Origin of the sequence: Streptomyces sp. A0642 (assembly GCF_004795105.1) — a bacterium.
Lineage (GTDB): Bacteria > Actinomycetota > Actinomycetes > Streptomycetales > Streptomycetaceae > Streptomyces.
In genome coordinates this window covers 135,123-148,459 of record NZ_SSBL01000015.1, presented here as the reverse complement: position 1 = coordinate 148,459, position 13,337 = coordinate 135,123, and the positions used below count along the sequence as shown (strand labels likewise).

The following is a 13,337-nucleotide window of genomic DNA, read 5'->3' as shown; positions in this document are numbered from 1 at the left end:
CCCTGCCCGGCAGCCGGGAGTGAATGGCGCGGTCGTCTCTAGCCGGCGGGCAGCGGCGGCCGCCCGCCCACGGTCATGACGGCCTCCGCCCCCGCCCGGCACCCCGCCGCGACGGCCGTCGCGTCATCGGCGCCCGCCAGCCGGGCGGCCAGGAAGCCCCCGGTGAACGCGTCGCCGGCCCCCGTGGAGTCCACGGCCGTGTGCACGGGTTCGGCCGGAACGCGGGCCGTCACCGCCCCCGCGGTCGCCAGCAGGGCGCCGCCCCCGCCCAGAGTCACCGCGACCTGAGGGACCAGCAGGCTCAACTTCGCGGCCGCGTCGGCCGGTTCCGGCAGGCCGGTGAGCAGCCTGGCCTCGTCCGCGTTGGGCAGCAGGAGAGCCGCACCCTCGGTCAGGGCCAGGAACCGGTCGACGCCCAGCTCGGCGAGGAATCCGGCCGACGCCGGGTCGATGCTCACCGGAACGTTCCGCCGCCGGGCCTCCCGGAGGGCGAGCAGGGCCGTCGCACGGCTGGTCGCGGCGAAGAGCAGGTAGCCGGAGAGATGGAGGTGGGCGACGCCGTCGAGCATCGAGGGAGACCAGTCGTCGACGGAGAGCCGCAGCACCGCCCCGCTGTCGGTGAGGAAGGTGCGCTCGGCGGACGGATCGACGAGCGCGACGACGGTGCCCGTCGGCGCGTCGTCGTCCACGGCCAGCAGGGCGCGCACGCCCGCGCGCCGGAGCAGGTCGCGGTGCCAGTCCGCGGAGTCGGTGCCGACACGGGCCACCAACCGCACGTCACGGCAGCCCGAACGAGCCGCCCAGCAGCTCACGTTGGCCCCCGCGCCGCCGGCCCGCGTCCGGATCCTGGCGGCCGTGTCCGTGCCGTGGACCAGGGCCGAGCCGTGCCGGGCCACCACGTCCGTCACCACGTCCCCGACGACGAGGAGCCCGCCGGTCACCGGACGGCCCAGGCCGCGGCGATCCGTCCGGCGAGCGCCACGTTGCCGCGGACGGCCGCCAGATTGGCCTCCAGCGAGGCCCCCTCGGTTCCCCGCATCAACTGGTCGAGCAGATACGGCGTGACCGCCTGCCCGGAGAGGTCGTGCTCCCGGCAGGATTCCAGGGCCCGGTCCAGCACCCGGTCGTGCAGGACGGGATCGAGCTGCTCGTCCCGCGGTACGGGGTTGGCCACGATCAGCGCGGCGTCCGGACCGCCGAGCGCGTCCTGCGCCTCCATCACGGCGGCGACCTCCTCGGGCGAGCGTACGGTCCAGTCGACGGGCTCGCCCGAACTGCTCAGATAGAAGCCGGGGAACCGGTCGGTGCCGTAGCCGAGCACTCCCACCCCGAGGGTCTCCAGGCGCTGCAGCGTGGCGGGCACGTCCAGGATCGACTTCACTCCCGCGCAGACCACGGTGATGCGCGTCCGGGCCAGCAGCCGCAGGTCCGCCGACTCGTCCTGCGTTTCGGTCCAGCCCCGGTGCACGCCGCCCAGCCCGCCGGTAGCGAAGACGCGCAGGCCCGCCCGGGAGGCGAGGAACGCGGTCGCCGACACCGTCGTCGCCCCGCTCGCACCCGTCGCCAGCGCGGGCGCGAGGTCCCGGTGCCCGAACTTGCGCACCGCCGGGTCCTCGGCGACCCGTTCGAGCTGGGCCTTGTCCAGGCCGACCCGGGCGGTGCCGTCCAGCACGGCCACCGTGGCGGGCACGACACCCGCCGACCGCAGGATGTCCTCCAGCTCCTCGGCGACGCGCAGGTTGCGGGGACGGGGCAGGCCATGGGCGATGATCGTCGACTCCAGAGCGACGACGGGCCGGCGCGCGGCAAGGGCCTCCCGTACCTCCGTGGAGAGAACCGGAGCGACGGGGGTGGCGGGGGACGGCTCAGTGGGTGACATGTCCACATCCCTGTCGCGCACGGGCCGCACTCAAACGTGTGCTCCCCGGGGCGGCCGGAAGGCGCCCCCTCGCGTGCCGGCGGCGGCGGTGGCGTGCCGATGCCGGTGCTGGAGCCTCGGACAGCGCTGCTCCCGGCGGGCGGCCTCGGGAACGGTCCGGCGTCCTGGTGGTGAGACGCCCACGGACAGTGGCTAAGGTGACCGGCCATGACCACAATTGATCAAGCTGTCCCCTCATTTGCCGTGAGCATTCCTGACGCCGTCCTCGAACCGGAACCGCTCGCACCCGGGCAGATCGTCTCGGGCGACCCCGAGGTCACCGGCAAGGTGCTGTGGGAGTCACCGGACGGCAAGCAGGTGCGCGGGATCTGGCAGATCACGCCGGGCGTGGTCACGGACACCGAGGCCGACGAGCTGTTCGTCGTCGTCAGCGGGCGCGCGACCGTGGAGGTAGAGGGCGGCGCCACGCTGGAGATCGGGCCCGGCGACGCCTGTGTCCTGCGCGAGGGCGACCGTACGACGTGGACCGTGCACGAGACGCTGCGCAAGGCCTACCACATCAGCCTCTGAGCGTCCGTCGGACAGCCCGCTCGCCGGGGGGTTCCGCCCGGCGGGCCGGGTTCAGGCGGGGGCGCGGCCGGCGAGGGTCCTGCGCAGGGCCAGCGCCGCCATCGGCAGCAAGAGGCATGCTCCGGTCACGTTGAGCCAGCCGTAGCCGGCCTGGGAGACGATCACCCCGGCGGCCGCGCCGCCGATGCCCGCCGAGGCGTTCATGGCGAGGTCGGACAGCCCTTGCACCGCCGCGCGTGCGGCCTGGGGCACGGAGTCGGTGAGCAGCGCCGAACCCGCGACCAGTCCCGCGGACCAGCCGAGTCCGAGCACGAACAGGCCGGCCGCGGTCCGGCCGTGCGAGGAGCCCGCGGTACCCGCGAGAAGGGCGGCGAGGGCGAGCAGTCCGGCGGCCAGCCCGATGACGGTCAGGCGGCCGAAGCGGTCCGAAAGCCAGCCCATCACCGGGGAGAACGCGTACATCCCGGCGATGTGGCCGCTGATCACGAGGCCGATCAGCTGGAGGTCCGCCCCGTGGTGGCCGAGGTCGACCGGCGTCATCACCATGATCGAGACCATCGCGGTGTGCGAGACCGTGACGGTCACCAGAGCCAGCCGGGCCATGGGCGATGCCCGCACGGCCGCGGCGCCCGCGCGCAGCGAACGGCCCCCGGCGGACCGGCTCTCCTGCGGGGCCAGAGACCGGGCGGTGAGCAGGGGGTCGGGTCGCAGCAGCGTCGCGACCACGACGGCGGCGAGCAGGAAGATGCCGGCGGCCCAGACGAAGGGGCCGGCCGTCTCCGAGACGGCGGTGCCGCGGAAGACCCGGCCCGCCGGGGCCGCGATGTTGGGCCCGAGCACCGAGCCGATGGTGGTGGCCCAGATGACGGTCGAGATCGCCCGCCCGCGCCGGTCGGGTTCGGCCAGATCGGCGGCGGCGAACCTGGCCTGAAGGTTGGCCGAGGAACCGGCGCCGAACCCGGCCATGCCGAGCAGCAGCAGGGGGAAGCTCTCCACCACGGTCGCCAGCACCACGAGACCCGCGCCCAGCGCGCCGATCAGATACGCCAGCACGAGTCCGGGGCGGCGGCCGCGCGAGGTCATCAGCGCGGCCAGCGGCAGCGACAGCAGGGCCGTGCCGGTCACCGACGCGGTGGGCGCGAGGCCCGAGAGCGCTTCGGAGCCGCTCACCCGCGTGGCCAGCACCGGGGCCAGGGCGATGCCGATGGGCACGCCGAGGCCGCCGAGTATCTGGCTTGCGATGAGCACGGCGGAGGTCCGGCGCCGGAGTCCGGGCAGGTCGGCCGCGGTGACGCCCTTGGCCGGAATCGGTTCGCCCGGGGTCTCGGAAGCGTCGAGGATGTTGGTCACCGACGCAGTGTGCCAGGAGGGCCCGGACACACGGAACGGAGCGTGCGGTGGGGGTGCGGCCGGGTAGCGGCCCGGCGGAGGCGCCCGGACAGGGCCGGTGGGTACGGGCCGCTGGGCCGGTCGGTCTCATGGGCCCGATCAGCCCGACGGTCGGCCGACCGTCTCCTCAGCCGTCCCACTCGCCCGGGTCAGAACAGGGGCTGCGGCAGCACGCCCTCCAGGGCCAGCAGCTGCCGCTTGGTCTCCAGTCCGCCGCCGAAGCCGCCGAGCCCTCCGTCGCTCTCCACCACCCGGTGGCAGGGCACCACCACGGGCAACGGGTTGGACCCCATGGCAGCGCCGACCGCCTGGGCCGCCCCCGGCTGGCCCACCCGGTCGGCGAGGTCCCCGTACCCCGCCACCGCGCCGTACGGCACGCCCGCAGCCAGCTCGCGCAGCACCTGGCGGTTGAACCCGCTGGTCAGCGACCAGTCCAGATCGAGCGAGAAGTCCCGCAATGTGCCCGCGAAGTACGCCGCGAGCTGGCGTATCGGCTCGGCGAGGCGTGCGGAGCCGGGCGCCTCGACGGGCTCCGCGCCGAGCCGGGCGGCCAACCGCTCGAGCGCGCGGTCCCGGACCGCCGGCCGGGCGTGGAAGACCACGGTCACCAGGCCGGTATCGGTCGCGGCCAGCATGAGCGGCCCGATGTCGCTGTCGACGACGGCCCACTCGACGACCCCGTTGCTGTTCATGGGACCACCGTACGGCCGGCCACTGACAACGGTCGGCGGTCGCCGCCATGAGCTCTCCGAGCGGTCAGCCGGCGGAGCGGGGGCCGGCCGCATCCGCTCCCCGGGCGGTCAGCCGGTGGAGCGGGGGCGGTGGTCGCGACGCTTTCCGACCTCAGCCGGTGTAGCGGGGGCGGTGGCCAGGGCGCTTTCCGGGCGGTCAGCCGGTGGCCTTGCGCACCACGTCAGGCCTGTTGGTGAGGATGCCGTCCACGCCGTGACGGGCCATCCGCAGCGCCTGCGCCGCGTTGTTCACCGTCCAGGCGTTGACCTGGAGCCGCTTGCCGTGGGGGCCCTTCAGCGCGTGCACCGCCGCCACGTACGCGCGGGAGACCGACGCCTGCGACGGGTTGATCCGGTCGGTGAACGCGGCGTACGAGGGAAGGTCGGCGACGGCCGGAGTGCCGAGGAGGGCCGTGATGACGTCGGGGCGCTGCTCGTGCACCTTGCGCACGCTGCCGGCCCCGAAGCTCTGGATCACCAGGCGGCTGCGGACGTGCTCGCGGTCGAGCCATCCCTCCTGGCCCAGGACCCGCAGCGTCGCCCGCTCGATTCCGGGGTAGGTCTCGGGACTCTTGATCTCCAGGAGCAGGTTCTGGCCGTTGCGTCCGATCCGCCGCAGATACTGCTGGAGCGTGGGCACCCGGGCCCCGGCGTACTCCGGACCGAACCAGCTGCCCGCGTCCAGGCGGGCGATCTCGGCGGCGGTGAAGTCCTTGACCGCCCACGGCGCACGGTCGGGGAAGACCTCCTCGGCATCCGTGGTCCGCTTCAGGCCGGTGTCGTGGATGACGACCAGTACGCCGTCCCGGGTCAGCTGGACGTCGTTCTCCACCCAGTCGAAACCCAGGGCGTCGGCCTTGTCCACGGCGGCCAGGGTGTTCTCCGGCGCGTACGCCGACGCGCCCCGGTGGGCGATGACGAGCGGGGCGGCCGCCCGGCTCCGGGCCGGTTCCCCCGCCGGCCGGGCCCCTGTGTCGGCGGCAGCCGGGCGGGCCGCTGCCGCGGGACGGGCGCCGCCGCCCCCCGCCGGGGTGCCGGTGGTCGTGGCCAGCACCAGCGTGCCGGCCCCCAGCAGGACGGCGGCAGCGACAGAGGCGGTTGCGGCGCCTGCGCGCACGGGGACTCCTTGGGTCTGAGGTGCGGACGACCCGAGGGTCCCAGCCGTCCCGGAACGCGGGACAGGTGAAGGGTAGCCATCACATGAACGCAGCTCGGGGACCGGGTCACGGACGGCCGCCCCTGTCGATAAAATGCAGCTCTTCTGTTTGTTGCCGGGCCTTGCGCCTCAGGGTCATCCGAACCCGGGCTTCTGCGAAAAGGGCGTACGAGCATGCAGGGCACAATCGACGGGTTCGGCTACGGAGCGGTCACTCCCGTGGCCGCGTTCCTCATGGCGTGTCTCGGCGCGGCCCTGGGCCTGCGCTGCACCACCCGGTCGCTGCGCACCGAGCGGTCCTTCAAGGCCGGCTGGCTGGCTCTGGGCGCGACCTCCATAGGCTCCGGGATCTGGACGATGCACTTCATCGCGATGGTGGGTTTCACCGTCGAGGAGGTGCCGATCGGCTACGACAAGCCGGTCACCTTCGCCAGCCTCGGCATCGCGATCGTGATGGTCGGCGTCGGGATCTTCCTGGTCGGGTACCGCGGCGCCACCCCCATGGCGCTGGTGACGGGAGGAACGATCACCGGACTCGGCGTGGCCTCCATGCACTACCTCGGCATGGCGGGCATGCGGCTTGATGGGCAGTTCGAGTACGACACGATCACCGTGTCGCTCTCGGTCGTGATCGCCGTGGTCGCCTCGACCGCCGCACTCTGGGCCGCCGTCTCCATCCACGGCTTCCTGCCCAGCCTGGGCGCCAGCGTCGTGATGGGTGTCGCGGTGAGCGGCATGCACTACACCGGCATGGCCGCCCTCAGGGTCCACCTGCACCCCGCCGCCCCGACCGCCCCCGCCGGCGGCTCGGGCGACAGTGCGACCGCGCTGCTCGTCCCCCTGCTGATCGGCCCGGCCTGCTTCCTGGTGCTGGCCGCCGTGGTCGTGATGTTCGACCCCCTGGTCGTCATGGGCACTCCGGACTGGAACGACCCCGCGGCCGGCCACGGGGACAGGGCCCCCGGAATCCCGGTCCAGCGCCAGGTGCCCCGGTTCGGCACGCACGCCGATCCGGCCTCGTTCCACTCCCAGCGCCGGGAGCCCGCGGAGCCCCAGGACTGGTGATGTGAGGCCGCCGCGAGCGCCGTCCCGGCCCCGTTGTCAGTGGGGGGTCGTACGGTGGTTGCATGCGGCCCGTTTCGAAGATCGAACGCTCGGTGGCGCCTTTCGAGGTCGTCAGTCCCTACCAGCCCAGTGGCGACCAGCCCGCGGCCATCGCCGACCTGGAGCGGCGCGTCCGGGCGGGCGAGAAGGACGTGGTCCTCCTCGGCGCGACCGGCACCGGTAAATCGGCGACCACCGCCTGGATGATCGAGAAGCTCCAGCGCCCCACCCTCGTGATGGCGCCGAACAAGACCCTCGCCGCCCAGCTGGCCAACGAGTTCCGCGAGCTCCTGCCGAACAACGCGGTCGAGTACTTCGTCTCGTACTACGACTACTACCAGCCCGAGGCGTACGTCCCGCAGTCGGACACCTACATCGAGAAGGACTCCTCGATCAACGAGGAGGTCGAGCGCCTCCGCCACTCCGCCACGAATTCGCTGCTCACCCGGCGGGACGTCGTGGTGGTCGCCTCCGTGTCCTGCATCTACGGCCTCGGTACCCCACAGGAGTACGTGGACCGGATGGTCCAGCTCAAGGTGGGCGACGAGATGGACCGCGACCAGTTGCTGCGCCGCTTCGTCGAGATGCAGTACACCCGCAACGACCTCGCGTTCACCCGGGGCACCTTCCGGGTCCGCGGCGACACCATCGAGATCTTCCCGGTCTACGAGGAGCTCGCCGTCCGCATCGAGATGTTCGGTGACGAGATCGAGGCGCTCTCCACGCTCCACCCGCTCACCGGCGAGATCATCAGCGAGGACCGTTCGCTCCACGTCTTTCCCGCCAGCCACTACGTCGCGGGTCCCGAGCGCATGGAGAAGGCGGTCGGGCGGATCGAGCGGGAGCTGGAGGAGCGCCTCGCAGAGCTGGAGAAGCAGGGCAAGATGCTGGAGGCCCAGCGCCTTCGCATGCGTACGACGTACGACATCGAGATGCTCCGCCAGATCGGCACCTGCTCCGGCGTCGAGAACTACTCGATGCACTTCGACGACCGCGACCCCGGCACCGCCCCGCACACCCTCCTCGACTACTTCCCCGAGGACTTCCTCCTCGTCCTGGACGAGTCGCACGTCACGGTGCCGCAGATCGGCGCGATGTACGAGGGGGACGCCTCCCGCAAGCGGACCCTCGTCGACCACGGTTTCCGGCTGCCCTCGGCGCTGGACAACCGGCCGCTGAAGTGGGAGGAGTTCCTCAAGCGGATCAACCAGACGGTCTACCTCTCCGCCACCCCCGGCAAGTACGAGCTCTCCCGGGGCGACGGTTTCGTGGAGCAGATCATCCGGCCCACCGGCCTCGTCGACCCGGAGATCGTCGTCAAGCCCACCGAGGGCCAGATCGACGACCTGGTGCACGAGATCCGCAAGCGCACCGAGAAGGACGAGCGGGTCCTGGTCACCACCCTCACGAAGAAGATGTCGGAGGACCTCACCGACTACTTCCTGGAGCTGGGCATCCAGGTCCGCTACCTCCACAGCGACGTCGACACCCTGCGCCGTATCGAACTGCTGCGGGAGCTGCGCTCGGGGGAGTACGACGTCCTGGTCGGGATCAACCTCCTGCGCGAGGGCCTCGACCTGCCCGAGGTGTCGCTCGTGGCCATCCTCGACGCCGACAAGCAGGGCTTCCTGCGCTCGGCGACCTCGCTGATCCAGACCGTCGGACGCGCGGCGCGCAACGTGTCGGGCCAGGTCCATATGTACGCGGACAAGATCACCCCGGCGATGGCACAGGCCATCGACGAGACCAACCGCCGCCGTGAGAAGCAGATCGCGTACAACACCGAGCGCGGACTCGACCCGCAGCCGCTGCGCAAGAAGATCAACGACATCGTCGCGACGATCGCCCGCGAGGAGGTCGACACCGAGCAGCTGCTCGGCACCGGCTACCGGCAGACCAAGGGGTCCAAGGCGCCCGTCCCCACTCTGGGCATCAAAGCCGGTGCCTCGAAGGGGAAGGCCGGCGCGGGCAAGGCGGCGGTCACCGACCGGCCGGCCGCCGAGCTGGCCGGGATCATCGAGGAGATGACCGACCGGATGCGTGCGGCAGCCGCCGACCTGCAGTTCGAGGTGGCCGCGCGACTGCGTGACGAGGTGGGGGAGTTGAAGAAGGAGTTGCGCCAGATGCGGGAGGCGGGCCTGTCCTGACGCCGCCGCGCCCGGTGTGTTGCAAGACCGACACAAAACGGCTCGCGCCGGCTGCGTCGGCGGGGGGAATGCGTAGGGTGCTGGAAAACCGCGCAAGGACGGTTGCGGGGACAGCGGAGAGGGGACAGCGCGTGACGGTCAATATGACCAAGGGTCAGGCCATCAGCCTGCAGAAGAGCGACGGGGGGACCCTGACCGCGGTACGGATGGGGCTCGGCTGGCAGGCGGCTCCGCGCCGCGGTCTGTTCGGCTCACGCACCCGGGAGATCGACCTGGACGCCTCGGCGGTCCTGTTCGCCGACAAGCAGCCGGTCGACGTCGTGTTCTTCCGGCACCTCGTCAGTGACGACGGCTCGGTCAAGCACACCGGGGACAACCTGGTCGGCGGCGCCGGCTCGGGCGGCGACGACGAGGCGATCCTGGTCGACCTCCAGCGGGTGCCGGTCCACATCGACCAGATCGTCTTCACGGTGAACTCCTTCACCGGCCAGACGTTCCAGGAAGTGCAGAACGCCTTCTGCCGCATCGTGGACGAGACGAATGGCCAGGAGCTCGCCCGCTACACGCTGGACGGCGGCGGGCAGTACACCGCCCAGATCATGGCGAAGGTGCACCGTTCGGGGAACGGGTGGCAGATGACCGCCATCGGCACCCCGGCCAACGGCCGCACCTTCCAGGACCTCATGCCGGCGATCCTGCCGCACCTGTAGGCAGCTCCGGACCCATCGGGCGCGTTACGAGAGTCCCGCCTGCCCGCCGTTCGGGCGGAGGGCGCTCCTTTCGCCACGCGTCCCGGGTCCGCATCATGACGCGCAGCTCCCGGCGGCATCGTCCGCCGGGAGCTGCCCGCATCGCAGCACCGGCACCGGCCCAGCACCGGCCCGGCGCCGGAGCGGGCCGCACGGCAGGGCGCCATGGGCGACCGCAGGACACCGCAGCGCGCAGTAGCAACTCGTCGAGGGGACAGGGCAATGACGGCCGAGCTGGTCCGGGGGCAGAACCACACGTTGCCCCAGACCCGTCTGGAGATCCGGGTTTCGGCCGGCACGCCCGTGGTGGCCGGTGCCACGCTCGGGGACGAGCACGGCACGGTGCACGGCGTGGAGTGGATAGCCCACCCCGGGTCTCCGCAGCTGCCGGGGCTGGAGGTGTCCAGGCAGGCCGCGGCCGAGCACCGCCTCGCGGTCGACCTCGACGCCTTGGCCGAGGCGGTGCACCGGGTCACGGTGCTGCTGGCGCTGCCGCTGCAGGCGGGCGGCCCGACCCGGTTCGGGGCCGTCGCCTCGCCGTTCGTCGCGGTCACCGGCCTCGACGGCACGGAGATCGCCACGTTCACCCTGACGGGTCTGGACACCGAGTCGGCGGTGACCGCGCTGGAGCTCTACCGCCGACAGGGGGCCTGGAAGGTCCGCGCGGTCGGCCAGGGCTACGCCGGCGGCCTGGCCGCGATGCTCGCCGACCAGGGCGTGGCCGGTGCGGCCGAACTGGCGAGGTCGATCCAGGAAGCGGTCGCCCGCGGTCTGGCCCGCTCGGTGGCCCCGCCCCCGCCCCGCGCCCCGGAGGGCGGCCGGGTCACGCACGCCGCGCATCCCGCGTCGCCCCAGGGCGAGGGCAGAACGCAGGCCACCCCGCAGCCCGGCCCCCTGGACGAGCCGTCCTCCGCGCCCACCGCGCCGGTCACCCCCTCCACCCCTTCCGCAGGGGGACTCATCGATTACGCGCACCCCCGCCGTGAGGCGACCGCACCCCCGCCGCCTCCGCCCACGGCGCCCCCGGCCGAGCCGGGCCGGCCCGCGACCCCCGTGGCCGGGGACGCCACCGGGTGGTCCATGGAGGAGCGCCTGTACAACCAGGTCTGGGGCATGTTCGAGGACCTGGCCCGGGCCACGGCCGCCTACCGCAGCGCCGTCGACTTCGCCGAGTCCCGGATGGACCAGGAGCTGGAGCGCACCCTGTCCGATCCGCGCAGCCGGATCGGCGGCGCGGGGGACCGCGCCCGTGAGCAGGCCCGCGCCAAGCGCGACGAGCTGACCGGCCGCGCCCGCGAGGCACTGGACCGCGACCTCGCCCAGCTCGCCGCCGAGTCCGCCGTGGTGGAACCGGCGCTCCCCGCCGCGTACGCCGGCTGGGACAACCCCGTCTGGCACGCCTACCGGGTCCCGATGGAGATCCCCATGGCCCTGCGGATCGGTGACCTCCATCTGCCCGAGAGCGCCGGGCTGAGCATCCCGCTCCTCGTCCGGCTGCCGCTGGAGCGCGGCATGTGGATCGACAGCGGGCGCACGGCGTCGGAGGCCGCCGCCCTGACCGGTCCGGACCAGCTGCGCCGGCTGGCCATGGAGAGCGCCGTCCTCCACGCGGCGCGGATGCTCGCCGTCTACCCGCCCAACGAGTTCTCCGTTCATGTCATCGACCCGGCCGGCTCCGGCGCCGCGGCCCTGGCCCCGCTGGTCGGCGCCGGGGTCCTCGCGAGCCCGCCCGCGTCCGGGGCGGGCGGGGTGTCCTCGGTCCTCGCCCGCCTCACCCGGCGGGTCGACCTCGTGCAGATGGCGATCAGGGCCGGAGCCTCCGATGCGCTTCCGCCCGACCTGGACCCCGCCGAGCAGTTGCTGATCGTCAACGACTTCCCGCACGGCTTCGACGACCGTGCCGTCACCCAGTTGCGGTATCTCGCCGACGAGGGGCCGTCCGTAGGCGTGCATCTCATGATGGTCGCGGACCGCGAGGACGCCTCCGCGTACGGTCCGGTGCTCGACCCGCTGTGGCGGTCCCTGCTCCGCGTCACGCCCGTCGCCGACGACCACCTGGCCGACCCCTGGGTCGGCCACGCCTGGACGTACGAGCCGCCGGCCACCCCGCCCGGCAGCAGCGTGCTGGCGCAGGTGCTGGAGCGGGTGGCCGCCGCACGACGCACCGGGCATCGCTGAGCCGCCCGGCTCCCGCCTCCCGTCACCCGCAACTCGCTTCCCGCTTCCCGCCACTCGCTCCCCGCCTCCCGCCACGAGCCTCCCGCCGCACCGGGCACGCTGAGCCACCCGCCCGGCGGGTCGGCCCCTTTCCCTCGCCACCTGGCATTTTGGCGCCTCCTTACCCTTCTCTTTACCTTTCCTTGGTGATTCCTGTACTGTTCTTTGGGCGGAGGGGAGTACTCCCGATCGCGGCGTTCCCGTCAGTACGGACTGTGACCGGTCCCGGGGCGCCGGCCCAGGCGCGCAGTCCCGTGCGCCCGGGTGGAAGAGACCTCCGGCAGCGACGACGCTGATCAGTAGCCGTAGCGAACTGCCGGAGGCGCAGTGGACGTTTCATGGACCCTCTGGGCGCTGACCATTCTTGGTCTGAGCGCCCTCATCGCCGTCGACTTCTTCATCGGGCGCAAGCCCCATGACGTCTCGACCAAGGAAGCCGGAATCTGGACGATCGTCTGGATCGCGCTGGCCGCCCTCTTCGGGCTCGGCCTGCTCGTGTTCGGTGAGAGCCAGGCATCGGGCGAGTTCTTCGCCGGCTTCATCACCGAGAAATCGCTGAGCGTCGACAACCTCTTCGTCTTCGTGCTCATCATGGCGAAGTTCTCGGTGCCCTCCCATCTCCAGCAGCGGGTGCTGCTCGTGGGCGTGCTGATCGCACTGGTGCTGAGGGCGATCTTCATCGCCGCCGGCGCCGCGGTCATCGCCAACTTCTCCTGGGTCTTCTACATCTTCGGCGCGTTCCTGATCTACACCGCCTGGAAGCTGATCCAGGAGGCGCGGGCCGACGAGGAGGAAGAGGAGTTCGAGGAGAACCGCCTCCTCAAGAACATCGAGCGCCGCTTCGGTGTCGCCGACCGCTACCACGGCACCAAGCTCTTCATCCGCAACAACGGCAAGCGCGTCCTGACGCCCCTGATGGTCGTCATGCTCGCCATCGGCACCACCGATGTGCTGTTCGCGCTGGACTCCATCCCCGCGATCTTCGGCCTGACCCAGGACCCGTACATCGTGTTCACCGCCAACGCCTTCGCGTTGATGGGGCTGCGGCAGCTGTACTTCCTGATCGGCGGCCTGCTCAAGAAGCTGGTCCACCTCAGCTACGGGCTGTCGGTCATCCTCGGCTTCATCGGCGTCAAGCTCGTGCTGCACGCGCTCCACGAGTCCGGGGTGCACGTCCCCGAGATCTCCATCCCGGTCTCGCTGGGCGTCATCTGCGGGGTGCTCGTGATCACCACGATCACCAGCCTGATCGCCAACAAGAAGCAGGCCGAGGCGGACGCCGCCGTCGAGGCGGGGAAGTCCGGGGAAACCGTGGACAAGGGCGCCGGCATAGACGCCTGACCGAGACGGGCGGTGCCGGGTGCGCGGTCCGCGCACCCGGCACCGCCCCGCCGT

The 13,337-nt window shown here is 72.2% G+C and carries 11 protein-coding genes; 6 read left to right on the top strand and 5 right to left on the bottom strand.

The window, feature by feature from the left end; genetic code table 11:
• Positions 1-38: 38 nt before the first annotated feature.
• A complete protein-coding gene (locus E6R60_RS23875) occupies positions 39-941 on the bottom strand; it encodes a sugar kinase (RefSeq protein ID WP_136328675.1) in 903 nt (300 codons plus the stop codon).
• Positions 938-1,879, bottom strand: coding sequence for a pseudouridine-5'-phosphate glycosidase (locus tag E6R60_RS23870; RefSeq protein WP_136328674.1), 942 nt, complete (start codon positions 1,877-1,879; stop codon positions 938-940). The genes E6R60_RS23875 and E6R60_RS23870 overlap by 4 nt, the downstream gene beginning before the upstream one ends.
• 207 nt (positions 1,880-2,086) lie before the next feature.
• Here E6R60_RS23870 and E6R60_RS23865 point away from each other — a divergent pair, with 207 nt between their 5' ends.
• Positions 2,087-2,449, top strand: a complete 363-nt coding sequence (locus E6R60_RS23865; protein WP_136328673.1) for a cupin domain-containing protein — start codon at positions 2,087-2,089, stop codon at positions 2,447-2,449.
• A gap of 51 nt (positions 2,450-2,500) precedes the next feature.
• On the opposite strand, the gene E6R60_RS23860 is transcribed toward E6R60_RS23865, so the two are convergent.
• The 3 genes from E6R60_RS23860 to E6R60_RS23850 form a co-directional block, all read right to left on the bottom strand.
• Entirely contained in the window at positions 2,501-3,799 is a 1,299-nt protein-coding gene (locus E6R60_RS23860) for an MFS transporter (RefSeq protein WP_136328672.1), read from the bottom strand.
• A 188-nt stretch (positions 3,800-3,987) separates the two neighbouring features.
• Complete coding sequence (locus E6R60_RS23855; RefSeq protein ID WP_136328671.1) at positions 3,988-4,530, bottom strand: methylated-DNA--[protein]-cysteine S-methyltransferase; 543 nt, start codon at positions 4,528-4,530, stop codon at positions 3,988-3,990.
• A 196-nt stretch (positions 4,531-4,726) separates the two neighbouring features.
• On the bottom strand, positions 4,727-5,686 hold the full coding sequence (locus E6R60_RS23850) for a glycerophosphodiester phosphodiesterase family protein (RefSeq protein WP_136328670.1): 960 nt from the start codon (positions 5,684-5,686) through the stop codon (positions 4,727-4,729).
• Positions 5,687-5,899: 213 nt separating this feature from the next.
• Between E6R60_RS23850 and E6R60_RS23845 the strand changes: the two genes are divergently transcribed.
• The 5 genes from E6R60_RS23845 (at position 5,900) to E6R60_RS23825 (ending at position 13,283) form a co-directional block, all read left to right on the top strand.
• Complete coding sequence (locus E6R60_RS23845; RefSeq protein WP_136328669.1) at positions 5,900-6,790, top strand: MHYT domain-containing protein; 891 nt, start codon at positions 5,900-5,902, stop codon at positions 6,788-6,790.
• 62 nt (positions 6,791-6,852) lie between these two features.
• A complete protein-coding gene (gene uvrB, locus E6R60_RS23840; RefSeq protein WP_136328668.1) occupies positions 6,853-8,976 on the top strand; it encodes an excinuclease ABC subunit UvrB in 2,124 nt (707 codons plus the stop codon).
• Between the two features lie 131 nt (positions 8,977-9,107).
• A complete protein-coding gene (locus E6R60_RS23835) occupies positions 9,108-9,686 on the top strand; it encodes a TerD family protein (protein ID WP_136328667.1) in 579 nt (192 codons plus the stop codon).
• 261 nt (positions 9,687-9,947) lie between these two features.
• Positions 9,948-11,903, top strand: coding sequence for a TerD family protein (locus E6R60_RS23830; RefSeq protein ID WP_136328666.1), 1,956 nt, complete (start codon positions 9,948-9,950; stop codon positions 11,901-11,903).
• Between the two features lie 366 nt (positions 11,904-12,269).
• The gene (locus E6R60_RS23825; protein WP_136328665.1) at positions 12,270-13,283 is read left to right on the top strand and encodes a TerC family protein; all 1,014 of its coding nucleotides are present in this window, start codon (positions 12,270-12,272) and stop codon (positions 13,281-13,283) included.
• The last annotated feature ends 54 nt before the right edge of the window (positions 13,284-13,337 follow it).

What these genes read in the sequence shown, in the direction of transcription:
- E6R60_RS23870 (WP_136328674.1), bottom strand. Translation starts at nt 1,879, where the DNA reads ATGTCACCCACTGAGCCGTCCCCCGCCACCCCCGTCGCTCCGGTTCTC.
- E6R60_RS23865 (WP_136328673.1), top strand. Translation starts at nt 2,087, where the DNA reads ATGACCACAATTGATCAAGCTGTCCCCTCATTTGCCGTGAGCATTCCT.
- E6R60_RS23855 (WP_136328671.1), bottom strand. Translation starts at nt 4,530, where the DNA reads ATGAACAGCAACGGGGTCGTCGAGTGGGCCGTCGTCGACAGCGACATC.
- E6R60_RS23845 (WP_136328669.1), top strand. Translation starts at nt 5,900, where the DNA reads ATGCAGGGCACAATCGACGGGTTCGGCTACGGAGCGGTCACTCCCGTG.
- uvrB (WP_136328668.1), top strand. Translation starts at nt 6,853, where the DNA reads ATGCGGCCCGTTTCGAAGATCGAACGCTCGGTGGCGCCTTTCGAGGTC.
- E6R60_RS23830 (WP_136328666.1), top strand. Translation starts at nt 9,948, where the DNA reads ATGACGGCCGAGCTGGTCCGGGGGCAGAACCACACGTTGCCCCAGACC.